The organism is Yersinia sp. 2541 StPb PI, assembly GCF_052217145.1.
GTDB lineage: Bacteria > Pseudomonadota > Gammaproteobacteria > Enterobacterales > Enterobacteriaceae > Yersinia > Yersinia enterocolitica_E.
This window is the reverse complement of the sequence record NZ_JAZGQB010000001.1, coordinates 3,061,822-3,086,688: the sequence shown is the minus strand read 5'-3', so window position 1 is coordinate 3,086,688 and position 24,867 is coordinate 3,061,822. Positions and strand designations below refer to the sequence as shown.

Here is a 24,867-nt window from a genome sequence, read left to right as displayed (position 1 = left end):
AGGCAACCTGCACTTTGCCTTAAGTCATAATCGGTTTACTTTGGTGACACAGGGGCAACTGAGTTCTGGTACACTATCATTGGTTAATAACGATAAATTCAAGGAGCCGGGATGAGCCCAAAATCCCCCGAGCAGACCACCCCTGACCTGCTGCAATCACAAATTTCAAAGGTTCTTACGGCCTTTACTCACCCAACCTTGCAAAAGGATCTCCATACCCTGCGTGCTATTCACCATTGCGCCTTATTGGACAATGTGTTGCATATCGAGCTGGTGATGCCGTTTGCCTGGCAATATGGTTTTGATGCATTGAAAGAGTCGGTCAGCGGGGAATTGCTGGCAGTGACTGGTGCTAAAGCTATTGATTGGAAGCTGTCACATAATATCACCACGCTCAAACGTGCCAATGATCAGCCGGGTATCAAAGGCGTGCGTAATATTGTGGCTGTCAGCTCGGGTAAAGGTGGTGTGGGGAAATCCAGTACCGCCGTTAATCTGGCACTGGCATTGGCGGAAGAGGGGGCCAAAGTCGGCATTCTGGATGCCGATATTTATGGCCCTTCCATTCCCAATATGCTTGGAACCATAAATCAGCGACCAACGTCCCCTGACGGCAAGCATATGGCACCGATCATGGCTCACGGTCTGGCGACTAACTCGATTGGTTATCTGGTCACTGATGAGAACGCTATGGTGTGGCGCGGCCCAATGGCCAGTAAGGCATTGATGCAGATGCTGCAAGACACCTTATGGCCGGATTTGGATTATTTGGTGATTGATATGCCACCGGGTACCGGTGATATCCAGTTGACGCTGTCGCAAAATATTCCGGTGACGGGAGCATTGGTGGTGACAACGCCACAAGACATTGCCTTAATCGATGCCATGAAAGGCATTGTGATGTTTGAGAAAGTGCATGTGCCAGTGTTGGGTATTATTGAAAATATGAGCATGCATATTTGCAGCAATTGCGGCCATTTGGAGCCTATTTTCGGCACCGGCGGGGCGGAGAAACTGGCGCAGAAGTACCATTGCAAACTGTTGGGCCAAATTCCATTGCATATTTCTTTGCGCGAAGATCTTGATCGCGGCGAACCAACGGTTATTAGCCACCCTGACAGTGAATTTGCTGATATCTATCGCCAACTGGCATCAAATGTGGCGGCAGAGATGTACTGGCAAGGGGAAGCTATCCCAACGGAAATCTCATTCCGCGCGGTGTAACAGCCGCTAACACCCTTGCGGCGTCAAAGACGCAAAATTATGCCCAAAGTCATTGGCGTTGCAGGTAGGCAGCAAACGAATAAATCCCGATGAGCTGACATAAGTCAGTGATTCGGGTGCGTGAGAACCGCTAACACCCCTGCGGCGTCAAAGACGCAAAATTATGCCCAAAGTCATTGGCGTTGCAGGTAGGCAGCAAACGAATAAATCCCGATGAGCTGACATAAGTCAGTGATTCGGGTGCGTGAGAGCCGCTAACACCCCTGCGGCGTCAAAGACGCAAAATTATACCCAAAGTCATTGGCGTTGCAGGTAGGCAGCAAACGAATAAATCCCGATGAGCTGACATAAGTCAGTGATTCGGGTGCGTGAGAGCCGCTAACCCCCCTGCGGCGTCAAAGACGCAAAATTATACCCAAAGTCATTGGCGTTGCAGGTAGGCAGCAAACGAATAAATCCCGATGAGCTGACATAAGTCAGTGATTCGGGTGCGTGAGAGCCGCTAACACCCCTGCGGCGTCAAAGACGCAGGGTATAGTGCTGGCATCAAACCCGCTAACTCCTTATAATTGCCGCGCTCGAAGCACCTAGCGTGCTTTGTCTCCCCTCACACTTCGTAATCAGGTCTTTAATTTTATGACTGACAAAGCACACCAGTGCGTCATTATCGGGATAGCGGGTGCCTCAGCCTCCGGAAAAAGTCTTATCGCCAGCACGCTGTATCGCGAATTACGCGAGCAGGTAGGTGACCAACATATCGGCGTTATCCCTGAGGATGGTTATTACAAAGACCAGAGTCATCTGTCAATGGAAGAGCGGGTCAAAACCAACTATGACCATCCCAGTGCCATGGATCACAACTTATTGCTGGAGCATTTGCAATCGTTGAAAGCAGGCCGGTCGATTGAACTGCCGCTTTACAGTTACACTGAGCACACCCGCAAAAAAGAGACCGTCCATTTAGAACCCAAAAAAGTGATTATTTTGGAAGGGATCTTGTTGTTGACCGATATCCGTCTGCGTCAGGAGATGAATTTCTCGATCTTTGTTGATACCCCGCTGGATATCTGCCTGATGCGCCGTATGAAGCGTGATGTTAATGAGCGTGGTCGTTCGATGGACTCTGTGATGGCGCAATATCAGAAGACTGTGCGTCCAATGTTTCTGCAATTTATAGAACCGTCCAAACAATATGCTGACATTATCGTTCCTCGCGGTGGTAAGAACCGAATTGCGATCGATATTCTAAAAGCGAAAATCAGTCAGTTCTTTGAGTAATGTTCGTCTGGACCTTTGCTTCTTAATATGGCAGCTTGCGTAGTAGATAAGCTGTAACATGCGAATTTTGATGGAGATTTTAGCAATGAGACTGTGCGATCGTGACATAGAAGCCTGGCTGGACAGCGGTAAATTAGGTATTGATCCTCGCCCACCGGTAGAACGTATCAATGGTGCCACAGTCGATGTTCGCTTAGGCAACCAATTCCGTGTATTCAATGGTCACACGGCGGCATTTATTGACTTAAGCGGCCCGAAGGATGAAGTCAGCGAAGCGCTGGAACGCGTCATGAGCGATGAAATCAATCTGCCGGAAGGGGAGGCATTCTTCCTGCATCCAGGGGAGTTGGCGCTGGCAGTGACACTGGAGTCGGTGACAATCCCTGATGACTTGGTCGGCTGGCTTGATGGTCGTTCCTCATTAGCTCGCCTTGGATTAATGGTGCATGTTACCGCACACCGTATAGATCCGGGTTGGCAAGGCAGGATTGTGCTGGAGTTCTATAATTCAGGTAAGCTGCCATTAGCGCTACGCCCAGGGATGTTAATTGGCGCGCTGAGTTTTGAACCACTCTCCGGCCCGGCAGCGCGTCCTTATAATAGCCGTCAGGACGCAAAATATCGCGGTCAACAAGGCGCTGTAGCCAGTCGTATCGATAAAGATTAGCCATTTCTTGCGGAAAGTTTAGCCTGTTTGGACTTTTTAGCCTGATTAGACAAGAGGATGTCATGAGACGATTACTGACGACGTTAATTATCCTGCTGGTTGTGTTAGTTGCAGGGATGAGCGCATTAGTATTGCTGGTTAATCCTAATGACTTTCGCGCCTACATGGTCAAACAGGTAGAGAGAAAAAGTGGTTATCAGTTGCAACTGGAAGGGGATTTGCGCTGGCATGTCTGGCCCCAGCTTAGCATTATTGCTGGCCGGACCGCGCTGACTGCCCCCGGTGCGGCGGCACCGGTTGTCAGTGCTGAAAATATGCGCCTGGATGTCAAACTTTGGCCTCTATTATCACATCAACTTGAAGTAAAACAGGTGATGTTGAAAGGGGCGGTTATCCGCTTGACGCCCGACAGTGAAGCCCAACAACAGCCTGACGCTCCTGTTGCACCATCCGGTAATGTGCCTGTTAATGAGCACCGTGCCTGGAAGCTCGACATTAATAAAGTACAAATCGCTGATAGCCTGTTGATTTGGCAGCGGGCAGACAATGATCAAGTCAATGTACGTGATATCAATCTTGAACTTCAACAAGATGCCCAACGCCAAGTACATATCTCTCTCTCCAGCCGTGTTAACCGTAACCAACGTGATGTGACTTTCTCAATGGTCGCGGATGCAGACATGCGCCATTATCCACAGCAGTACAGCGCCAATATCAGCCAATTCAGTTATAAATTGGAAGGTGCGGATATTCCTGTTGGCGGCGTGAGCGGCGAAGGGACACTACAAGCCAGTTATCAACACGATATTCAACAATTATTGCTGAACCAACTGAGCTTCTCAGCTAATAACAACCAGTTGACGGGGACCGCCAAGGCCACCTTGGGGAAGGTACCTGATTATGTTATCAATTTGGCTGCCGACAATCTTAATCTGGACTCTATTTTTGGTTGGGAGTCTAAAAGTACGGTTGTCAGCAAAGAAACGGCCAAACAGCTTGCCGTGACAGCGCCGGTGATTGCGATTCAGGCTGAGGATGATGTCGGGCAGGACTTGCAAGCATTACGCGACTTTACCGCCCAAATATCGCTAACGGCGAATAACCTGGTCTATCGGGCGATTAAAATCAGTCAACTCAATCTTCAAGCCTCTAATCAGCGCGGGAATGTAGAGATTAGCCGCTTAACCGGTAGTGCGGTTGAGGGCGATTTTTCGTTGCCAGGCTCACTGGATGTGACGGGCAAGAGGGTTCTGGCTACCGTTAACCCAGTGATAAACCATATGGAATTGGGGCCGGTTCTATTGGCCGCCGGTTTGCCGCCGATGATGACGGGCAAATTTTCCATGAAAGCGCAGTTGTCTGGTGATGGTCTTAATGTTGAGGCATTCAACCACCGTTGGCAGGGGGATGCGCAGTTCGGCATGACTAATGCGCGGCTGGAAGGGCTGAATATTCAACAGCTTATTCAACAGGCGGTGACTCGCAGTTCCAGTGATGTCAAAGGTCAGGATCGTTATGAGCGTTATACTGAGGTTACACAGCTACAAGCGAGCCTGGCTTTGCACCGAGGATCAATGAAAGTCAGTAATCTTAGTGCCGATTCGGCGTTGATTTCCATTAAAGGTAACGGGTCACTTAATTTACCCGAACAGCAATGTGATATGAATCTGGCGGTACGGGTTATGCAAGGCTGGAGCGGGCAAGATAGCCTGGTAAAAATGTTGCAAGGTACTGATATCCCTCTGCGCATTTATGGTCCGTGGACTCAGCTTAGCTATCAATTGAATGTCGAACAGTTGTTGCGTAATGAATTACAGCAACGAGCTAAAAAAGCACTCAATGACTGGGCTGAGCGTAATCAACAAAACCGTGCTAGCAAAGATCTTAAAAAGCTTATCGATAAGCTTTAATTACCCATTATCTCCGATAGGCATGGCTGTTTATCGGAGATAATGACGGCATACTGTTATCTATTTGTTGTGTAATTGTTCGCCAATCTCGCCATTCAAAACATAAAATCCTCTCTCTTGCTCACAAACTACTATTTGTTTCTAAAATCTCTGCGAATCATTGATAGATGTCATAAACTCGCCGATGGACTTTGGGCAGAGTGCAGAGCCATTTAAGTATTTTAACGATAATAATGCTGAAGCAATATTTAGCAACACACAGCAACAGGCAAGATTCAGAGAGGGTATATGTTAGATCTTTTGATTGGGATAGTCGTGGCCGTAGGTGTAGGCCGTTATATTATTAAAGGCTATTCAGCAACAGGTGTGCTGATGGTCGGTGGTTTACTGCTATTAATTATCAGTGCCTTAATGGGCAAGAATGTATTACCTGCCAGTGCGACCTCAACCGGCTGGCGGGCGACGGACATTGTTGAATATGTCAAAATCTTGCTGATGAGCCGTGGTGGCGATCTTGGCATGATGATCATGATGCTATGTGGCTTTGCGGCTTATATGACCCATATCGGTGCCAATGATGTCGTGGTTAAGATTGCCTCTAAACCACTGCAAATGATCAATTCCCCATACTTACTGATGGTTGCGGCTTATCTTGTGGCCTGCTTGATGTCGTTGGCGGTATCATCGGCAACCGGGTTGGGCGTGTTACTGATGGCGACCCTGTTCCCAGTGATGGTTAACGTCGGTATCAGTCGGGGTGCCGCAGCTGCAATCTGTGCATCACCGGCGGCAATTATTCTCGCGCCAACCTCAGGCGATGTGGTACTGGCAGCGAAAGCCTCTGAGATGCCATTAGTCGATTTTGCTTTTAAAACCACCTTACCTATCTCTATTGCCGCGATTGTCTGCATGGCTATCGCTCACTTCTTCTGGCAGCGCTATCTGGATAATAAAAGTCAGGAAAAGCATGAGATGATGGATGTTAATGACATCACCACCAATGCGCCGGGTTTCTACGCCATTTTACCCTTTACCCCGATTATCGGCGTGTTGATATTTGACGGTAAATGGGGGCCGGAACTGCATATTATTACGGTGTTGGTGATTTGTATGCTGATTGCCGCCGTCATTGAATTCTTACGCAGCTTCAGTGCTAAAACGGTATTTACCGGCCTTGAGGTGGCTTATCGTGGCATGGCCGATGCGTTTGCTACTGTAGTAATGCTTTTGGTTGCCGCCGGGGTATTTGCACAAGGGTTGAGTACCGTTGGTTTTATCAGTGGTCTGATTGGGCTAGCTCAATCTTTTGGTACCGGTGGCATTATTATGATGCTGGTACTGGTGGTGATTACGATGCTGGCGGCCATGACCACCGGGTCAGGCAATGCGCCGTTCTATGCGTTTGTTGAATTGATTCCAAAACTGGCAGCTCAGATGGGGATAAATCCAGCCTATCTGGTTATTCCGATGCTACAGGCTTCAAATTTGGGGCGTACTTTATCCCCGGTTTCAGGCGTGGTGGTTGCTGTTGCTGGTATGGCAAAAATTTCACCATTTGAAGTGGTGAAACGCACCTCGGTACCGGTTTTAGTCGGGTTGGTGGTGGTGATTGTTGCCACTGAGATTCTGGTGCCTGTGCACTTGTAATCACAATCTATCACGATAAAAAAGCCGGGCGAGTTTACCCGGCTTTTACGCCAAATCACGATGGTTTATTACACTTCATAATCTGGGTCAGGCACTTTCAGCGGTGTTATTTTTACCTTCAAGATACGATGGCTGCTGACTTCCAACGGCTCAAATAGATAGCCACCAATTTTCATCTGTTCACCGACCTGTGGGATGCGCTGGGTATACTCCATGATTAACCCGGCCAAGGTGTGATATTCACGTTTATCATCGATAGGTAGCGGCAGATAGAGCACCAAATCTTCCAGCGGCATATAGCCATTCGCAATCCAGCAACCATCCTCGGTTTGCTGAATATCATGACGGGCATCCAACTCTTCACCGGCCACGGGCAGATTACCAGCAATGGTTTCCATCACATCGGTCAGGGTAACCACCCCTTCGATGGAACCGAATTCATCCACGACAAAGGCAAAATGCGTCTGTGCCTGACGGAACTGCTCTAATGCCATCAACAGCGAAACCTGCTCGGGGAAAATCAACGGTTGGCGAATCAATGCGCGTAAGTCGAGCTTTTCATCTGCTAACTGTTGCCTTAATAAATCAATGACGTGAATAACGCCCAAGGGTTCATCTGTCGAACTATCTTCAGTAACCACAATTCGGGTATGCAAATTTTTTGTCAGCAACTGAGTCAGTTTCTCTGGCGGATCGTTAAGATCCAGATACTCAACATCATGCCGTGATGTCATGATGCTGCTCACGGTACGTTGCGCCAGCCCCAACACCCGTTCAATCATGCGGCGTTCCTGCTCATTGAACACCTCTTGGCCGACACTGGTATTATCAGCGATCAGGTTAGCAGTATGGTTATCCAGCTCGGCCTCTTCGTGTTTGCCACTTAGCATACGTAACACTGCTTCTGCGGTTCTTTCACGTAACGGTCTAACCGTTGACAAAAAGCGACGGCGATTGAATTGTGCGAATTGATTGAGCGATTCAATAATGACGGAGAAACCAATCGCAGCGTACAGATATCCTTTTGGAATATGGTAACCAAAGCCTTCAGCCACTAAGCTGAAACCGATCATCAGTAAGAAGCTCAGACAGAGTATGACAATGGTTGGATGCGCGTTGACAAAACGGGTTAATGGCTTACTGGCCAACAGCATCAAACCTATGGCAATACAGACCGCAGCCATCATGACCGCGAGGTGGTCTACCATACCGACGGCAGTAATAACCGAATCGAGCGAGAATATGGCATCCAGTACCACAATTTGTGCGACGACCGGCCAGAACCGTGCACCTTTGCGCTGCTGACCTTGATGCTGGTCCTTGCCTTCAAGCCGCTCGTTTAACTCCATGGTGGCTTTAAAGAGCAGGAATACCCCACCGACCAGCATGATTAAGTCACGGGCGCTGAACGGGTGGCCAGATAAGGTGACCAAGGGAGCCGTTAATGTGGCCAGCCATGAAATACTGGCTAACAGCACCAAACGCATCAACAGTGCGCACAGTAAACCGGTAACTCTGGCTTTATCTCGTTGATGACGTGGAAGCTTTTCTGCCAAAATGGCGATAAATATCAGGTTGTCAATACCTAATACAATTTCGAGCACTACCAGCGTTGCCAGTCCTGCCCAAATAGTAGGATCTGCGATCCATTCCATATATCCAATTTCACCTTTGATTTCTACGGCTTATGCCGCCAAAGTGAATAATGGGCTTATACTTGGGAATTTTCAAATCTAAATATAAAAATTGGATGAGATTGAAAATAAAAAGTATGCTAGAGAACTGCCGTAAACTTACATCTAAATGGTTGAAGTGGATATATTATTATGGTATGCGCATTCTGGTGAACATATAAAAATCACAGATGTTTCCTAGTTAAAGTCAAAGTTAATGCTATATAATAACCATAAAATAAAATGATTAATTGGGTGTGTTTTCCTTGCTAAAATCATGCATTCTGCAATGCAAGATATGCGTAAACTATGCTGTAAATGTGACCCAATAGCTATTGGTAGCTGAAAAGCCAAGGGCGGTAGCATTGTAAAAACTAATTATTTAATAGCATATTATTTAAAGTGAAATGGTTTTCATTCTCACTTGTTGTGGCGGTACCTCTTTAGTTCAAACTTTATGGTGATTAAGGATATATGATGTTACTTCCCGTGATTATGGCTGGCGGTACGGGCAGCCGCCTGTGGCCGATGTCAAGAGAACTCTATCCAAAGCAATTTTTACGCTTGCACGGGGTGAATTCGATGTTGCAGGAAACTGTAAATCGTTTAGAAGGGATTTCTGTCAGAGAACCGGTTGTCATTTGTAACGAAGAACACCGTTTCCTGGTCGCAGAGCAGTTGCGACAAATTAATAAACTTTCACATAATATAATATTAGAACCCGTTGGCCGCAACACTGCCCCTGCAATTGCTTTAGCCGCATTAAATGCTATCTCTCAAGGCGACGACCCGATAATGTTGGTGTTGGCTGCTGACCATATCATCAATAACTGTAATGCATACCACCAGGCTATTATCGGTGCGATTCCTTTTGCTAAAAAGGATTGCCTGGTAACATTCGGGATTGTTCCGACCGGCCCAGAAACGGGTTATGGTTATATTCAGCGTGGAGAATCGACAGTCAAAGAGGCTTTGGAAGCTTTTAGCGTCAAGCGGTTTGTTGAGAAACCTAATTTAGAAACTGCTGAACAATATATCAATTCTGGTGAATATTATTGGAATAGTGGCATGTTTATGTTTCGGGCCAAACGTTATATTCAAGAGTTAGAGAAATTTAGACCAGACATTCTTGATGCTTGTAAAGCTGCGATGAAGGATTCTGATTCAGACAAAGATTTCATCACTATAGATAAAGATCAGTTCAGTGCCTGCCCTGATGAGTCAATCGATTATGCGGTAATGGAGAAAACAAATAACGCCGTAGTGGTGCCGCTGGATGCGGGGTGGAGTGACGTTGGTTCTTGGTCCGCACTTTGGGATGTGAGTAACAAAGATAAATCAGGTAATGCCACTACAGGTGATACATTCCTGCATGATACACAGAATTGCTATATCAATACTGATGAGAAATTAGTTGCTGCAGTTGGTGTGGATAATTTAGTCATTGTCAGCACTAAAGATGCGGTGCTAGTGGTAGATAAATCTAAAGTACAAGACGTTAAAAAGATCGTTGAATATCTCAAGCAGACGAAACGTAGCGAGTATCGCCGTCACCGAGAAACTTATCGTCCTTGGGGGCGCTGCGATATTGTGGTTAATGAACAGCGTTTTAATGTTAACCGGATTACAGTTAAACCTGGTGGCGCGTTTTCCATGCAGATGCATCATCATCGGGCAGAGCACTGGATTGTGTTATCAGGAACAGCAAAAGTGACGATTGGCGACAAAACATTTTTAATTACTGAAAATCAATCGACATTCATCCCTATTGGTTCACTTCATATGTTGGAAAACCCCGGTAAGATCCCACTTGAGCTTATTGAAGTACAGTCAGGTTCTTATCTAGGCGATGACGATATTATTCGAGTTAAAGACCATTATGGCCGTTGCTGATTTAGAGGAAACAATGAATACCTTAACTTGTTTTAAAGCTTATGATATCCGTGGTCAATTAGGTCCAGAGTTGAATGAAGATATTGCTTACCGTATTGGTCGAGCTTTTGGTGAATATCTAAAACCAAAAACTATCGTTGTCGGTGGCGATGTTCGTTTAACTAGTGAATCATTGAAAATGGCATTGGCAGAAGGTTTGATGGATGCTGGTAGCGATGTATTAGATATTGGTTTAAGTGGAACAGAAGAAATCTATTTCGCCACATTTTATTTAGGTGTTGATGGTGGAGTCGAAGTAACAGCTAGCCATAATCCGATGAATTATAACGGTATGAAGTTAGTTAGAGAAAATGCTAAACCCATTAGCGGTGATACAGGGTTATGCGATATCCAAAAACTTGCTGAAGAAAATAACTTTACTGTACCAGTTCAAAGTAAAAGAGGGAGTTATAAGAAGGTATCGGTCCTTAATGAATATATTGATCATTTGATGGGCTATATTGACTTTAAAAACTTTACCAAGCCTTTGAAGTTAGTAGTAAATTCCGGTAATGGTGCGGCCGGACATGTTATTGATGAAATTGAAAAACGTTTTACTGCAGCTCATCTCCCTATAGAATTTGTAACAGTTCACCATCAGCCTGATGGTAATTTCCCCAATGGAATCCCTAATCCGCTGTTACCTGAATGTCGAGCGGACACTGCAAGAGCTGTTACCGAATCTGGTGCAGATATGGGCATAGCATTTGATGGCGATTTCGACCGCTGTTTCTTCTTCGATGAGAGTGGGCAATTTATTGAAGGTTATTATATTGTTGGTTTATTAGCTGAAGCTTTTTTGAAAAAAGAACCTGGTGCCAAGATTATTCATGATCCGCGTTTGACTTGGAATACTATAGATATAGTAGAAAAAGCTGGTGGCATTCCAATTATGTCAAAAACGGGACATGCCTTTATCAAAGAAAGAATGCGTAAAGAAGATGCAATATATGGTGGAGAAATGAGTGCCCACCACTATTTCCGAAATTTTGCATACTGTGATAGTGGTATGATTCCATGGTTGTTAGTTTCTGAATTGCTTTGCGTCAAAAATATGTCTTTGAGCCAATTTGTGGGTGAGCGAATGAAAGCATTCCCGGCCTCTGGTGAGATTAACCGTAAACTCACTGATGCTCACAAACGTATTGCTCAAATTAGAGCTATTTACGAACCTGATGCGACCAATATTGATTTAACCGATGGTGTCAATATTGAATACAGCGACTGGCGCTTTAATTTAAGAACGTCGAATACAGAGCCGGTTGTGCGCTTGAATGTTGAGTCTTTAGCTAATATTGAACTAATGAATGATAAGACTCAGGAAATTTTAGAATTACTAGGTAGGGAATAACAGTGAAAGAGATGTTATTGGCAATATATCGCTATCGAGGGTTTATTTTTGGCAGCGTAAAGCGTGATTTTCAATCGCGCTATCAGATGAGTATGCTAGGTATTTCTTGGTTAGTATTACAACCGTTATCCATGATTATCGTCTACACTGTCATTTTTTCTCAATTAATGCAAGCTAGGTTACCACAAACATCTGGATCCTTTTCATACAGTATATATTTGTGTTCAGGCATCTTAACCTGGGGGCTTTTTGCGGAGATTATATCTAGAAGTCAAAATGTATTTACCGATAATGCAAATTTATTAAAAAAATTAAACTTCCCTAGAATATGCTTACCAATTATTATTAGCATTTCATCACTACTTAATTTCATTATAATATTCACTATCTTTATTATATTTTTAATACTAAGTGGGAATTTTCCTGGAGTCGTTATTCTAGCAATGGTCCCTCTTCTTATACTACAGATAGTCTTTTCCATAGGTCTAGGAATGACCGTAGGTGTGATCAATGTTTTCTTCCGAGATGTTGGGCAATTTATTAGTATCTTACTCCAATTTTGGTTTTGGTTTACTCCAATAGTATATATGGTTGGAACACTACCCGAATGGGCGCAAAAATTAATTAGATGGAATCCAATGGCTGGACTGATTAATTCTTATCAGAACATTTTTGTTCATGGTCAATGGCCACAAGTGGGACCACTAAAATTAGTCATTGTATTATCTATTGTCTTTTGTTATCTAGGATTTAAGCTATTTAAAAAACACTCGGCAGACATGGTGGATGAACTATAATGAGTAGTATCATAGTAAATAATGTCGGAAAAGCTTATAAGCAATATCCGAATAAATTTAGTAGGTTTATCGAGTGGATCTCTATTCCGGCTAAAAAAAGACATACTGAAAAATGGATATTAAGAGATATAACCTTTACTATTAATCCTGGGGATTCTATAGGTATTATTGGCGTAAATGGTGCAGGGAAAAGTACGTTACTAAAGATGATCACTGGGACGACGACACCTACAACTGGCTCAATACACACTGAGGGAAGAGTTGCTGCGTTGCTCGAGCTAGGTATGGGCTTTCATCCCGATTTCACAGGACGGCAGAATGCGTATATGGCAGGGCAACTTTTAGGCTTCAGTCAAGAAGAGATCAGTGGCATTATGCCGGAGATTGAAAGCTTTGCTGCCGTGGGAGATTATTTTGATAAGCCAGTAAGAACTTATTCAAGTGGGATGCAGGCAAGAGTAGCATTCTCTGTTGCTACAGCCGTAAAACCTGATATTTTAATTGTCGATGAGGCATTAAGTGTCGGGGATTTGGCATTTCAAGCTAAATGTATGCAGCGAATGAATTCTTTATTAGCGGATAAAGTGACTATTCTTTTCGTAAGTCATTCATTAGCGCAAGTCAGACAATTTTGTAATAGAGCAATCTATATTGCTGATGGAAAGATTAAATCTATTGGTGATGCTGCGACTGTTTGTGATTTTTACCAAAATGATCTTGTTGAAAACAAATCTAGCAATAAAAATTCTAAAAATGTTGAGGTTAATTATACTGAGGTTGCAGCGAACGAGATTAAAGTCGATCCTAATCTACGGGCTAATTCATTACTTATAGACACAGGGACCAAGAGCCTAGAATTTATTAGTTTTGATATTCTAAACTCAGATGAGATTGAAAGTAATACTTTCTATGCCCAGGATGAGGTAGTATTTAAAGCTGTCATTCGTTGCAATGACGCTACCCCAGAAGGAGCCGTTATCGGATTATTAATCGGAGATAAGGCAGGTTTCCCTTTACTCAGCATGAATTCCAATTACTATAATAAGAGACTTCCATTAATGAATAAGGGTATGGTGTCTATTATAACTTGGCGATTTAAAATACCATTTTTTATGGGAGATTACAGAGTAGATATAGGTATAAAAGAGGACCCGTATTCCCCTAACTTTTATGATAGAGTTTTTTGTGCAAAGGTATTTACCGTGAATACCCCTAGTAATCTTTTAAAAAATAATTTTGGAGGGATACTTTATGTTCCAGCAGATGTTGAAATTTTTCAAAAATAATAAAGATACTACTAACGTAGATTATTCTCAGAATACTAGTGAAGTTAGCAATGTATCTGTTGAAGAATACTTAGATGAAACTAAAGATTATTCCCTTTATAGCGGTGAACGGCAGACCTCTAATACAATTGATGGTATTCGGCGTGATCATACGTCAAGATATGAGTTGGCTATAGAGATCATAAGACAGAAAAAACACATCATCATAAATGCGGCAGATATTTTTTGCGGGAATGGATATGGTATTTTTATGTTATCTTCTGAATTCGAACAGGCCAATTTTATTGGCCTTGATGGTTCTTCTGAAGCGATCTTAGAAGCTAATAAAAATTACGTTAAAGAAAATAATATTTTCGCGAATAAACTTTTTCCATTCACATTGCCCGTCAATGTATTTGATGTAATAACCTGCTTTGAGTCACTTGAGCACGTAGATAAAGATGAACAACTTTTTGACGAAATCAAAAAATCATGTAAAAAAGATGGATTGATTATAGTTTCTGTACCCAATCAGGAGAAACACAGTTTAGATCTGAATCCACATAAATTTCATTTTAGACATTACACTCATTTAGATTTTTTATCTAAATTCAGCGATGGTTTAGAATTGCTAACATGGTATGGCCAAGATGTTTATCAATTTGATGAGCATGGAATCAATACACATCAATTGTTGAATGAAAATGCAATGTTGCCTGTTGAAAAGGTTCAAGGCCAGGTAAATATATATGTATTCCAAAAAAGATAATAAATATATATTCTTTTGGTTACCTTATGATGTGAAATATACGCATAAAACTTTTTTAACTAGCTTATATTTAGCACTAGATAGGTTTCCAATCAAAAATGCTATTCATATAGGCCAAAAAAAAATTTTCGAACCTCCATCTGCTGATATACCTGATAATTGGTTAGCATCTTATGATGCTAACATCCCCACAGAAGATTTATTAACATCGATTGATAAAGTTTTAATCAATCCTGAAATATTTGATGAATTGGAGAAAAAATACAAATCAAAAAATATTGTTTGGGGAAAGTTATTAACTGAGCGGTATTTACCTCTTGAGATTTTACTAAATGACATTTTTAATGATTTAGTATCAAAGTATGAAATTTCTGCCATTGTGCTGTGGTGTAATATTCCTAGTGTTGCTTATATTGCTGAGCAGATGAAAATAAAAGTTATACACAATGAGATGGGGCCTCTGCGAGCACCTAATTATGTAGGAACTTGCTATTTTGATTTCAGCGGCGTGAATGGCAATACAGAAGCTAGTAAAAGGTTTACTTCTTTTAGCAAAGAAAAAGATTTTATTGAGATTACTCAGTTTGATAGAAATTACTTATTAAATTTACTTAAAATAGAAGGGCAAGAAAAAGAAAGATTGATTGAAGAAGTATATGATATTGGTGTTCCATTACAAGTAGAAGATGATTCAAATATTATTGCATTTTCAAATGGATTCTCTAATTTTGAGTTGATAAATTATTGTCGCTCTTTATCAAATGATATTTTGATTCGTAAACATCCTTCTGGATATATAAATTACTCTGAGATAACTGCAAATAGTGAGGTGTTAACTCCCCAAGATTTTATAGATAAATGTCGGAATATAGTGACTATAAATTCTAGTGTTGGTCTCGAAGCTATTTTATATGGAAAAAAGACAATAATCTTAGGTGATTCCCCATTCAAGTTATTAAGTGAATGTACGGATAGAGAATATGCTGGTAAATTTCTTGATTTTACTGTTCTAAATTATTTAATTCCATTAGAGTTTCTATATGATAAAAATTATTATGACTGGAGACTCTCAAATCCTAGTGAAAAGGAAATCCGCAATTTTCATCTTAACTATTATTTAGAAAAACTTATGGAGAGGAAAATGCTTTTTAATGAACTTAGAAAGGAAATTAGTGAGTTCACTAGTAAGCTTAATGAACTTAACCAAGAAGTTTGTGAGCTAAATAATAAAGTCAATGAAATTAAGGATGAATTAGATTGCTATAAAAGGGATGGCTCGCGAGAGGAAATTAATATAATAAAATTTTGTAAGAATATGATATCACTGATAGTCAAGCCTATAAAATATTTTATTAATTCAGTCAGAAGTAAAAAAACAAAGGAATGAAGTCATATATCTATAACAAGATGGTTCTTTTTTTTTGAAATGAGTATCCTCATTAAAATAAGTTATTATTTGAAGGTAAATATGAAAAGTAAGGTGCTTTTGTTAAGTACATATCCGTTAGTCAAACCACGGCATGGGGGGCAAATAAGATTAGCTAATATTAAAAAGGTATATGAAAGTAATGGTTTTGACATAATAAATTTTGCTTTATACGAGCCTGAAAACTATCCTAAAAGTGATGTTGATTCTCATGATCTACCTTTTGATTTTAATTCACCTTATAGGAAATTTGATGGAAAATTAGTTCCACTTATTACTGACCTTCAATGTGGCGAATATGTATCTAAAGATAGGGATTTTTTTGATAAACTGATAAAAATAATACCTAAAGATATTGATGTTATACATGTTGAGCAGCCTTGGTTATGGCCTTTGACTGAGCGATTAATTAGTGAATTTTTTGTTAGAAGGCCTATATTAATATATGGTTCACAAAATATTGAATGGATACTTAAAAAAGATATTTTAGAAAGTTATTCAATCATCGAAGCTGAATCTATTATCCAAAAAATAAAAGAATTAGAAATTAGTGCAGCTCAACAAGCTGATATTGTATGTGCTGTAACAGAAAGTGATTCAGATGTATTATCTACTTATGGTGCACAGAATGTAATTCTTGCCAGAAATGGAATTTCAAAATGGACAGCGGCAAAGGATCGACTAGATTATTGGCGAAGTCAATTACCAATGGTCCCTTGGATTTTGTATGTGGCTAGCGGACACCCCCCTAACTTTACGGGTTTTAAAGCCTGTATCGGTGATTCTTTAGCTTGTATACCTCCAGACTCCAAACTTGTCGTTGTTGGCAGTGTGTGCGAAAGTCTTTACGGTCAATTAGTTGATACTGATTACAATAGTATAAATAAAAGTAGGCTTCAGTTACTTTATATGCTCTCAGATGAAGATTTGGCTGCAGTAAAGGAACTTGCAACGGCTTTTCTTTTGCCAATTCCACATGGTGGTGGATCTAATATCAAAACTGCAGAAGCAATTTTTTCGAAAAAATATGTTATTGCCACTGAAACAGCATTAAGAGGCTATGAACGTTATAAAGATCTTGATAAAATAAAAATTTGTCATAATAGTCAGGATTTTACTTCATCTATCAGGTCTATCTTAAACGATAAATCGCAATGCACTACAACTGAAGAGCCGAATAACCTAGATGATTTACTTTGGGAACATTGCCTTCAGATTATTCCACAAACTGTAAAAAAAGTAATTGAGGGAAAATAAATGTCATCTATCTGGATGGACGTTACTACTATTAGTAAATGGAATCGTCCTGCTGTTGGAATAATTAGAGTCGAAGCTGAATGTGCAAAATATGCTATTGGACAAACTGATGATGATATAAAATTCTGTGTATATGATCCTCTCGTCGGGTATTATGAAGTTAGTCGGGATACTGTAAACTCCTATTTTGCTAATTTTTCTAAATATCAAAAAAAATCAATATTAATTGACGATGCATCTAAAATAGGATTTGAACAGAGGCTAAAGACTTTGTTTTTGAAGTATAACTCCAAACTACCTCGTTCTATTTCATCTTCTTTACATTCGTTTCTTGTCAGAAAAAAAAGTGCTTTTGGATATTTTCTTGGTAGTGCAAGGCACCTGAAGGCTGGTCTAAAAGAACTCTTCGCTAAACATGAAAAAAATTCTTCTCATGTAAAAGCTAAAGCCAATAAATTAGAAAGGGATTCTCCTTTTGCAGCGAATGATATTTATTTATCCTTAGGACTGGATTGGGATCAGAAAGACTTAACCTATTTATATTCTCTTAAAAAAGAGTTTTCTTTAAACGTTATATTATTTTGCTATGACGTAATTCCAGTGAAACTGCCTCACCTTTGTGTCGGTAATGTTTCAGCTGCCTTTAGGCATTATTTTTCAAATGTGGCGTGGTGTGCTGATAAAATATTATGTATCTCAGACTGTTCCAGAAAAGATCTCCGTGAACTTTTAGTTGAAATGGGTACACCAATTCCTGAATTAAATGTTATACAATTGGGATGTGATTTCCCTAATTTGAAAAATAATGAAGTAGTGGAATTACCAGCTGATCTTAAACATAGTGAATATATTCTTTTTGTGTCAACAGTTGAAAGAAGAAAAAATCATGAAGTTTTATATAAGGCATATATCAATCTAATAGAGGAAAAGTGTGAGAATTTACCTATACTCGTATTTGTAGGTATGCCCGGTTGGGGAGTTCATGATTTTCTTCAAGATATTGCTCTTGACCCTAGAGTAAAAGATAAAATTAAAATTTTCAATAATATTGAAGATAGCATGCTCTCACTTTTGTATAGAAACAGCCTCTTCAGTGTATATCCGTCGTTGTATGAAGGCTGGGGACTACCTGTATCTGAAAGTCTAGCATATGGAAAATTTTGCTTAGCTTCAAATGCAGCCTCTATACCAGAAGCTGGAGGAGACTTTATTGAGTATATATCTCCTTGGGATGTTGTTGGTTGGACTGAAGCGCTTAAGAAGTATATTTATAACAAAGAATTACTTGTGGATAAAGAGTACAGTATAAGGAATTATTATAAAGTTAACTCTTGGAGTTTATCTGCCGAGACTATTTTTGAACAAGTAAAAGCTATTAATAAATAAAACAGAGGTTAGAATGAAAACTGCAGTAATTACCGGTATTACAGGTCAAGATGGTGCATATCTGGCTGAATTGTTACTTGAAAAAGGCTATAAAGTTTATGGCACTTATCGCCGTACCAGTTCTGTAAACTTCTGGCGTATTGAAGAATTAGGTATCGACAAACATCCTAATCTCCATTTAGTCGAATATGACCTCACTGATCTTTCTGCTAGCATCCGTTTGTTGCAATCAACACAAGCAACGGAAGTTTATAACCTTGCTGCTCAAAGTTTTGTTGGTGTTTCTTTCGATCAACCTGTAACAACGGCGGAAATTACAGGTATTGGTCCACTGAACTTATTAGAAGCCATTCGTATTGTTAATACTAAAATTCGTTTTTATCAGGCATCTACTTCTGAAATGTTCGGAAAAGTTCAAGCTATACCACAAATCGAAGAGACTCCATTCTATCCACGTAGTCCTTATGGTGTAGCTAAGTTATACGCGCACTGGATGACAATCAACTATCGCGAGAGTTACGGTATTTTTGGTTGTAGTGGTATTCTCTTTAATCATGAGTCTCCTCTGCGTGGACGTGAGTTTGTTACCCGTAAAATTACAGATTCAGTCGCAAAAATTAAATTAGGTAAACTGGATATTCTTGAATTAGGGAATATGGATGCCAAACGTGACTGGGGTTTTGCAAAAGAATATGTAGAAGGCATGTGGCGTATGCTGCAAGCAGATGTTCCTGATACTTTTGTTCTGGCGACCAACCGTACCGAGACTGTACGTGATTTCGTATCTATGGCATTTAAAGCTGCAGGTTTCAATTTGCGATTTGAGGGTAAAGATGACAATGAAGTTGGGATCGACATTGAAACAGGAAACACTTTAGTTAAAGTTAATCCGAAGTTCTACCGCCCTGCTGAAGTTGAATTGTTAATTGGTAACCCTCAAAAAGCCAAGGATATACTTGGTTGGGAGCCTAAAACTACATTAGAAGAACTTTGCCAGATGATGGTGGAAGAAGATCTCCGTCGTAATCAACAAGGTTTCTCATTCTGATGGTAATGAATGGCAAACGTGCCCTGATCACCGGTATTCAGGGATTTACGGGCCATTATATGGCAGCGGAGTTATCCGCTGCCGGCTACCGGGTATTTGGTTTAGGTTCACAGCCTTCAAATGAGCCTGATTATTTTCAAGTGGATTTACTTGATGCTAACGGGCTTACTTCTATTATTGAGCAGGTGAGACCGGATCTTGTTATTCACCTTGCTGCAATTGCATTTGTCGGGCACGGAGATCCTGGCGCTTTTTATGATGTCAATGTTGTTGGTACCAGGAATTTATTGGCCGCATTGAGTAGTGTTGCCGATACTATAGACGCAGTTTTGCTTGCCAGCAGTGCTAATGTTTATGGTAACACCCAAGCTGGTATGTTGAGTGAAACAGCTGTGGTGAATCCTGCTAATGATTATGCCGTCAGCAAGTTAGCCATGGAATATATGGCTAAATTATGGTCTGAAAAATTACCGATTATCATTGTTCGTCCCTTTAACTATACCGGTGTTGGGCAATCAAATAATTTCTTATTGCCTAAAATAGTTTCTCACTTCAAACGTAAAGCCGACGAAATAGAGTTAGGCAATTTAGACGTATGGCGTGACTTTACGGATGTTAGAGCATTAGTAAAAGCATATTTAGGCCTACTAACAGCCAAACCTATTGGCGAGATTGTTAACGTCTGCTCTGGTAGAACCTATTCATTACGTGAAGTAATTAGCATATGCGAAGAAATAACCTCACACAGTCTATCAATTCGCGTTAATCCAGCTTTTATTCGTGCTAATGAAGTAAAAACGTTATGCGGTGATGCGAGCAAATTACAAAGTATTGTTGATGGATGGAATACGCCGCCATTAGAGCAAACACTACGTTGGATGCTGGAAAGAAAATAATGAGAGTGGTTTTTTCTATTGACTCTATTAAATACCCACTGACGGGTATTGGCCGCTACACATATGAGTTAGCCCGAGAGCTGCAAAACAATGACGATATCTCAGATCTGTTGTTTTTACAGGGTAGAAAAATATCTCGGGATTTGCCTGCTGTTAAGGCTGAGTCGAGTGCTACTTCAGGGTTAAAAACTGCGGTAAAAAATAGTGCAATTGCGAGTGAGTTGTATCGGCTTTCTGCCCCGTGGCTAAAAAGTTTGGCATTAAAACCTTACCAGGGTTTTATTTACCATAGCACCAATTTTTATTTACCCCCGCGAGTTGATAATGCTGTCTCAACTTTTCATGATCTTTCGATTTTTAAATGGCCACAGTGCCATCCAGAAAATCGTGTACGATATATGCAAAAAGAATTATTACTCACGATAAAAAGGGCGAAAGTCTTAATTACTGACTCTGAATTTACTCGTAAAGAGTTAGCCGAGTATTTTGATTACCCTATTGAAAAAATAGTTTCAGCGCCGTTAGCCAGTAGTGGTGAATTTTATCCACGAGAGTATGTGTCTCTGCAAAATTTAATGACCCGATTGAACTTGGTTGCAGGACAATACACATTATTTACCGGTACTATCGAACCAAGAAAAAATATTGCAACCTTACTTGATGTTTATGAACGCATGCCTTTGGATCTTCGCTCTCGGTATCCCTTGGTAATATGTGGCTTCTCTGGATGGAACAGTGAGTCATTACATCGCCGTTTTGAATTAGCCACACAACAAGGCTGGTTACTATACCTTGGTTATTTAAGTTCGGATGATCTTCCTTTGCTTTTTTCTGGTGCAAGGACATTTCTATTTCCTTCATTATATGAGGGGTTTGGCTTACCCGTTCTTGAGGCTATGGCATCAGGTATCCCTGTCGTTTGTTCAAATGCGGCATCATTGCCTGAGGTCATAGGTGAGTCGGGTCTAATGTGCGATGCCTTGGATGTTGAGGGGCTGACTACCGCTATCGTTAAAAGTCTGCAGGATGAAGGTTGGCGAAATAAGGCGATAGCAGCAGGGCTCGCCAGAGCTAGTACATTCTCCTGGAAACGGTGCACTCAGGAAACAATTAAAGCCTATAAGCAGGTATAATAATATAATGCTAAAAGTACTGCATTTTTATAAAACATATTACCCAGATTCTTTCGGCGGTATTGAACAGGTTATTTTTCAATTATGTGAAGGTGGAGCGAGTAAAGGTATTGATTCTACAGTGCTTTCTTTAAGTAAACGAGGTGGTATTATAAATAAAAAAATAGGAACACATACCGTATATTGTTCACCTGTAAATTTTGAAGCGGCCTCAACTCCTTTTTCTTTTCAAGCGATTAAAGATTTCAAAAAATTGGCGCAGCAGGCTGACATTATTCATTATCATTTTCCGTTTCCTTTTATGGATATGGTTCACTTTATATCTGGTATTAATAAACCAACGGTTGTTAGTTATCATTCTGATATTGTTAAGCAAAAAAATATTTTAAAGATATATACACCATTGATGAATCTATTTCTTGGTAGTGTTTCCCGGATTGTTGCTGCATCGCCAAATTATGTTGCCACAAGTGTAACTTTAAAGAAATTCTCTCGAAAAGTAAGTGTGATACCTTACGGTTTAGATGAGGATTCATATCCAACGCCACTCTCTGAACGCATTGATTTCTGGAAAAATAAATTCGGAACACGTTTTTTTCTGTTTATTGGTGCCTTTCGTTATTATAAAGGTCTTCACATTCTAATCGAAGCAGCTAAAAATTCATCTTATCCGATTGTGATTGTCGGAGCTGGCCCAATTGAATCAGAGTTAAAAAAACAGGCGGAAAAATTAGATATGCATAATATCTATTTTCTTGGTGCCGTATCTGACGAAGATAAAGCTTCATTACTATCACTTTGTTATGCCGTAGTCTTTCCATCACATTTGCGTTCTGAGGCTTTTGGCATCACCTTATTAGAGGGCGCGATGTATGGTAAGCCTCTAATTTCGAGTGAGATTGGTACAGGTACGACATTTATAAATATTGATCAACAGACTGGATTAGTTGTTCCCCCATCGGATCCTGTCGCGTTGAGAACTGCGATGGATCAGTTATGGGATGATATTGAGTTATCAGAAAAGTTTGGCCGAAATGCCCGAAATCGCTATTTAGAAAATTTTACCTCCGAGAAAATGGTTTCGAGTTATATAGACTTATATAATGAAATTATCGATAAGTAAGCATTATTGCTAGAAAGTCTAAGACATTATTACTATTTTGATTTGGCTAAGATATTAATCTATAACTTGTTGAAATTATTATTGCTACATTTAAGAATGTAATCAAAGACGTTCTGATGTAAGCTTGTACAAAGTTAAAGGAATAATGAGTAATCATAGATTATTTGACTAATTATTATAGAGTTAATCCTGTAAGTTTTGCTGTCCAAAGTTGAAGAGGTCATAGTAATGAAGTGTTTAAAAGCGGTCATTCCTGTTGCCGGGCTTGGTACCCGAATGCTGCCAGCGACTAAAGCGATCCCAAAGGAAATGCTGCCGGTGGTGGATAAGCCTCTGATCCAATATATCGTTAATGAATGTGTGGCCGCCGGAGTAAAAGAGATAGTGCTGGTCAGCCATTCCTCTAAAAATGCGATAGAAAACCATTTTGATACATCATTTGAGCTGGAAGCTGCACTGGAATCACGTGTTAAGCGGCAGCTATTGCAAGAGATTAAAAATATCTGCCCGCCGGATGTCACTATCATGCAAGTGCGCCAAGGCCATGCCAAGGGCTTGGGGCATGCGGTATTGTGTGCCCAACCGATGGTGGGTGATAACCCATTTATTGTGCTGCTACCAGACGTTTTACTTGATGATTCAACAGCAGATTTATCTAAAGAAAATCTTGCTAGTATGATTAAGCGCTTTGAAGAGACCGGGCGTAGCCAGATCATGGTGGAGCCGGTGCCTAAAGCTGATGTTTCCAAGTACGGTATTGCTGATTGTGATCATGTAGCTTTGTCTCCGGGTGAAAGTACCCTAATGACGGCAGTGGTAGAGAAGCCCTCACTTGCTGATGCGCCTTCTAATCTTGCCGTGGTTGGGCGTTATGTATTGTCAAAAGACATTTGGCCGCTGTTGAAGAAAACGCCACGCGGGGCGGGTGATGAAATTCAGCTTACTGATGCCATTGCGATGTTAATGGAGCAAGAGGATGTAGAGGCTTTTCATATGACCGGTAAATCGCACGACTGCGGGGACAAATTGGGTTATATGAAAGCCTTCGTCACTTATGGCGTGCGCCATAACACCGAGGGCGAGAGCTTTACCGCCTGGCTGAAACAGCAAATTGACTAACTTCAGCTTAGCGGCTGAGTAGGAATAGATTTTAAATTCGCTTCAAGAAATCAGTAGGTTAATTATGACCAAATTGAAAGCAGTGATCCCAGTTGCCGGTTTAGGTATGCGAATGCTTCCCGCGACTAAAGCCATTCCAAAAGAAATGCTGCCAATTGTCGATAAACCATTGATCCAATATGTGGTGAACGAATGTGTTGCTGCTGGTATTAAAGAAATCATTCTGATAACCCATTCTTCGAAAAATGCGGTAGAAAACCATTTCGATACGTCTTATGAGCTGGAAGCCATGTTGGAAGCGCGTGTGAAACGTCAGCTATTGGATGAGGTACAATCTATCTGTCCACCGGGTGTGACTATCATGCATATCCGTCAAGGGCATCCTGAAGGTTTGGGGCATGCGGTGTTGTGTGCCAAACCGCTAGTAGGTGATTCACCCTTTGCAGTATTGTTGCCAGATGTCTTGATTGATGACGCAAAATCGGATTTAACCCTTGATAATCTGGCTCAGTTGGTTAGACGTTTCGAAGAGACCGGTTCGAGCCAAGTGTTGGTTCACTCGGTCGAACCTGAGGCGTTATCGAACTATTCGGTCATTTCTTGTGAAAAAGCGGATCTGGAACCGGGTGAAAGTAGCAGAATTAACGCGATGGTTGAGAAACCGCAAAGTCCGGCTGACCTCAAATCCAATCTGTCGGCAGTAGGGCGTTATGTCTTATCTGCGGATATTTGGCCAATGCTGGAAAAAACCAAGCCTGGTGCCTGGGGCCGTATCCAACTGACTGATGCTATTGATGCATTAGCCGCCGAGAAACCGGTAGATGCGGTCGCTTTAACCGGTCAATCCTATAACTGTGGTGAGAAGCTCGGATATATGCAGGCTTATGTCGCCTACGGTCTGCGCCACCCCAAACAAGGTGCAGAATTTAAAACCTGGTTGAAAGAGTTTATGGGTAGCTAGGTTCG

Annotated in this window: 20 protein-coding genes; 19 read left to right on the top strand and 1 reads right to left on the bottom strand. The window is 41.1% G+C overall.

Annotation, left to right across the window (positions count from 1 at the left end; all coding sequences use genetic code 11):
- Positions 1-111: 111 nt before the first annotated feature.
- The 5 genes from apbC to dcuC all read left to right on the top strand — a co-directional run bounded on the left by apbC (position 112) and on the right by dcuC (position 6,726).
- Positions 112-1,224 carry an iron-sulfur cluster carrier protein ApbC gene (apbC, locus tag V1953_RS13910; protein ID WP_442851056.1) on the top strand — a complete coding sequence of 371 codons (1,113 nt, stop codon included), beginning with the start codon at positions 112-114 and terminating at the stop codon, positions 1,222-1,224.
- A gap of 636 nt (positions 1,225-1,860) precedes the next feature.
- Positions 1,861-2,502 (top strand): uridine kinase, encoded by a 642-nt coding sequence (gene udk / locus V1953_RS13905; protein WP_083159353.1) that lies wholly within the window; start codon positions 1,861-1,863, stop codon positions 2,500-2,502.
- Positions 2,503-2,587: 85 nt separating this feature from the next.
- Positions 2,588-3,169, top strand: a complete 582-nt coding sequence (gene dcd, locus V1953_RS13900; RefSeq protein WP_032906849.1) for a dCTP deaminase — start codon at positions 2,588-2,590, stop codon at positions 3,167-3,169.
- Between the two features lie 62 nt (positions 3,170-3,231).
- Positions 3,232-5,079: an outer membrane assembly protein AsmA gene (gene asmA / locus V1953_RS13895; RefSeq protein ID WP_083159352.1), complete on the top strand. Its 1,848-nt coding sequence runs from the start codon at positions 3,232-3,234 to the stop codon at positions 5,077-5,079.
- Between the two features lie 288 nt (positions 5,080-5,367).
- A complete protein-coding gene (gene dcuC, locus V1953_RS13890) occupies positions 5,368-6,726 on the top strand; it encodes an anaerobic C4-dicarboxylate transporter DcuC (protein ID WP_005187706.1) in 1,359 nt (452 codons plus the stop codon).
- Positions 6,727-6,794: 68 nt separating this feature from the next.
- Here dcuC and V1953_RS13885 read toward each other — a convergent pair whose 3' ends face one another.
- Positions 6,795-8,381, bottom strand: a complete 1,587-nt coding sequence (locus V1953_RS13885; RefSeq protein ID WP_442851055.1) for a TerC family protein — start codon at positions 8,379-8,381, stop codon at positions 6,795-6,797.
- A 495-nt stretch (positions 8,382-8,876) separates the two neighbouring features.
- On the opposite strand from V1953_RS13885, the gene V1953_RS13880 reads away from it, so the two are divergent.
- The 14 genes from V1953_RS13880 (at position 8,877) to galU (V1953_RS13815) (ending at position 24,862) form a co-directional block, all read left to right on the top strand.
- A complete protein-coding gene (locus V1953_RS13880; protein ID WP_083159350.1) occupies positions 8,877-10,292 on the top strand; it encodes a mannose-1-phosphate guanylyltransferase/mannose-6-phosphate isomerase in 1,416 nt (471 codons plus the stop codon).
- 13 nt (positions 10,293-10,305) lie between these two features.
- A complete protein-coding gene (cpsG, locus tag V1953_RS13875) occupies positions 10,306-11,682 on the top strand; it encodes a phosphomannomutase CpsG (protein WP_083163773.1) in 1,377 nt (458 codons plus the stop codon).
- A gap of 11 nt (positions 11,683-11,693) precedes the next feature.
- On the top strand, positions 11,694-12,479 hold the full coding sequence (locus V1953_RS13870) for an ABC transporter permease (protein ID WP_083163770.1): 786 nt from the start codon (positions 11,694-11,696) through the stop codon (positions 12,477-12,479).
- Positions 12,479-13,765, top strand: a complete 1,287-nt coding sequence (locus V1953_RS13865; protein WP_442847967.1) for an ABC transporter ATP-binding protein — start codon at positions 12,479-12,481, stop codon at positions 13,763-13,765. Before V1953_RS13870 ends, V1953_RS13865 begins: the two co-directional genes overlap by 1 nt.
- Entirely contained in the window at positions 13,731-14,513 is a 783-nt protein-coding gene (locus tag V1953_RS13860) for a class I SAM-dependent methyltransferase (protein WP_083159348.1), read from the top strand. The genes V1953_RS13865 and V1953_RS13860 overlap by 35 nt, the downstream gene beginning before the upstream one ends.
- Entirely contained in the window at positions 14,494-15,900 is a 1,407-nt protein-coding gene (locus V1953_RS13855) for a GT99 family glycosyltransferase N-terminal domain-containing protein (RefSeq protein ID WP_442847966.1), read from the top strand. Before V1953_RS13860 ends, V1953_RS13855 begins: the two co-directional genes overlap by 20 nt.
- A gap of 81 nt (positions 15,901-15,981) precedes the next feature.
- Positions 15,982-17,196 carry a glycosyltransferase family 1 protein gene (locus V1953_RS13850; RefSeq protein WP_083159346.1) on the top strand — a complete coding sequence of 405 codons (1,215 nt, stop codon included), beginning with the start codon at positions 15,982-15,984 and terminating at the stop codon, positions 17,194-17,196.
- Positions 17,197-18,582 (top strand): glycosyltransferase family 4 protein, encoded by a 1,386-nt coding sequence (locus V1953_RS13845; protein WP_083159345.1) that lies wholly within the window; start codon positions 17,197-17,199, stop codon positions 18,580-18,582.
- Between the two features lie 13 nt (positions 18,583-18,595).
- Positions 18,596-19,630 (top strand): GDP-mannose 4,6-dehydratase, encoded by a 1,035-nt coding sequence (gene gmd, locus V1953_RS13840; RefSeq protein WP_083159344.1) that lies wholly within the window; start codon positions 18,596-18,598, stop codon positions 19,628-19,630.
- A gap of 5 nt (positions 19,631-19,635) precedes the next feature.
- Positions 19,636-20,526: a GDP-mannose 4,6-dehydratase gene (locus V1953_RS13835; RefSeq protein WP_442848348.1), complete on the top strand. Its 891-nt coding sequence runs from the start codon at positions 19,636-19,638 to the stop codon at positions 20,524-20,526.
- Complete coding sequence (locus V1953_RS13830) at positions 20,526-21,659, top strand: glycosyltransferase family 4 protein (protein ID WP_083159342.1); 1,134 nt, start codon at positions 20,526-20,528, stop codon at positions 21,657-21,659. The genes V1953_RS13835 and V1953_RS13830 overlap by 1 nt, the downstream gene beginning before the upstream one ends.
- A gap of 7 nt (positions 21,660-21,666) precedes the next feature.
- Positions 21,667-22,782: a glycosyltransferase family 4 protein gene (locus tag V1953_RS13825; protein ID WP_442851054.1), complete on the top strand. Its 1,116-nt coding sequence runs from the start codon at positions 21,667-21,669 to the stop codon at positions 22,780-22,782.
- 228 nt (positions 22,783-23,010) lie between these two features.
- Positions 23,011-23,901 (top strand): UTP--glucose-1-phosphate uridylyltransferase GalU, encoded by an 891-nt coding sequence (gene galU, locus V1953_RS13820; protein WP_083159340.1) that lies wholly within the window; start codon positions 23,011-23,013, stop codon positions 23,899-23,901.
- Positions 23,902-23,965: 64 nt separating this feature from the next.
- Positions 23,966-24,862 (top strand): UTP--glucose-1-phosphate uridylyltransferase GalU, encoded by an 897-nt coding sequence (gene galU, locus V1953_RS13815; RefSeq protein WP_442851053.1) that lies wholly within the window; start codon positions 23,966-23,968, stop codon positions 24,860-24,862.
- The last annotated feature ends 5 nt before the right edge of the window (positions 24,863-24,867 follow it).

Excerpts from the sequence above, each read along its gene's own strand:
- apbC (WP_442851056.1), top strand. The coding sequence starts at position 112 with ATGAGCCCAAAATCCCCCGAGCAGACCACCCCTGACCTGCTGCAATCA.
- udk (WP_083159353.1), top strand. The coding sequence starts at position 1,861 with ATGACTGACAAAGCACACCAGTGCGTCATTATCGGGATAGCGGGTGCC.
- dcd (WP_032906849.1), top strand. The coding sequence starts at position 2,588 with ATGAGACTGTGCGATCGTGACATAGAAGCCTGGCTGGACAGCGGTAAA.
- asmA (WP_083159352.1), top strand. The coding sequence starts at position 3,232 with ATGAGACGATTACTGACGACGTTAATTATCCTGCTGGTTGTGTTAGTT.
- dcuC (WP_005187706.1), top strand. The coding sequence starts at position 5,368 with ATGTTAGATCTTTTGATTGGGATAGTCGTGGCCGTAGGTGTAGGCCGT.
- V1953_RS13885 (WP_442851055.1), bottom strand. The coding sequence starts at position 8,381 with ATGGAATGGATCGCAGATCCTACTATTTGGGCAGGACTGGCAACGCTG.
- V1953_RS13880 (WP_083159350.1), top strand. The coding sequence starts at position 8,877 with ATGTTACTTCCCGTGATTATGGCTGGCGGTACGGGCAGCCGCCTGTGG.
- cpsG (WP_083163773.1), top strand. The coding sequence starts at position 10,306 with ATGAATACCTTAACTTGTTTTAAAGCTTATGATATCCGTGGTCAATTA.
- V1953_RS13870 (WP_083163770.1), top strand. The coding sequence starts at position 11,694 with ATGTTATTGGCAATATATCGCTATCGAGGGTTTATTTTTGGCAGCGTA.
- V1953_RS13865 (WP_442847967.1), top strand. The coding sequence starts at position 12,479 with ATGAGTAGTATCATAGTAAATAATGTCGGAAAAGCTTATAAGCAATAT.
- V1953_RS13860 (WP_083159348.1), top strand. The coding sequence starts at position 13,731 with ATGTTCCAGCAGATGTTGAAATTTTTCAAAAATAATAAAGATACTACT.
- V1953_RS13855 (WP_442847966.1), top strand. The coding sequence starts at position 14,494 with ATGTATTCCAAAAAAGATAATAAATATATATTCTTTTGGTTACCTTAT.
- V1953_RS13850 (WP_083159346.1), top strand. The coding sequence starts at position 15,982 with ATGAAAAGTAAGGTGCTTTTGTTAAGTACATATCCGTTAGTCAAACCA.
- V1953_RS13845 (WP_083159345.1), top strand. The coding sequence starts at position 17,197 with ATGTCATCTATCTGGATGGACGTTACTACTATTAGTAAATGGAATCGT.
- gmd (WP_083159344.1), top strand. The coding sequence starts at position 18,596 with ATGAAAACTGCAGTAATTACCGGTATTACAGGTCAAGATGGTGCATAT.
- V1953_RS13835 (WP_442848348.1), top strand. The coding sequence starts at position 19,636 with ATGAATGGCAAACGTGCCCTGATCACCGGTATTCAGGGATTTACGGGC.
- V1953_RS13830 (WP_083159342.1), top strand. The coding sequence starts at position 20,526 with ATGAGAGTGGTTTTTTCTATTGACTCTATTAAATACCCACTGACGGGT.
- V1953_RS13825 (WP_442851054.1), top strand. The coding sequence starts at position 21,667 with ATGCTAAAAGTACTGCATTTTTATAAAACATATTACCCAGATTCTTTC.
- galU (WP_083159340.1), top strand. The coding sequence starts at position 23,011 with ATGAAGTGTTTAAAAGCGGTCATTCCTGTTGCCGGGCTTGGTACCCGA.
- galU (WP_442851053.1), top strand. The coding sequence starts at position 23,966 with ATGACCAAATTGAAAGCAGTGATCCCAGTTGCCGGTTTAGGTATGCGA.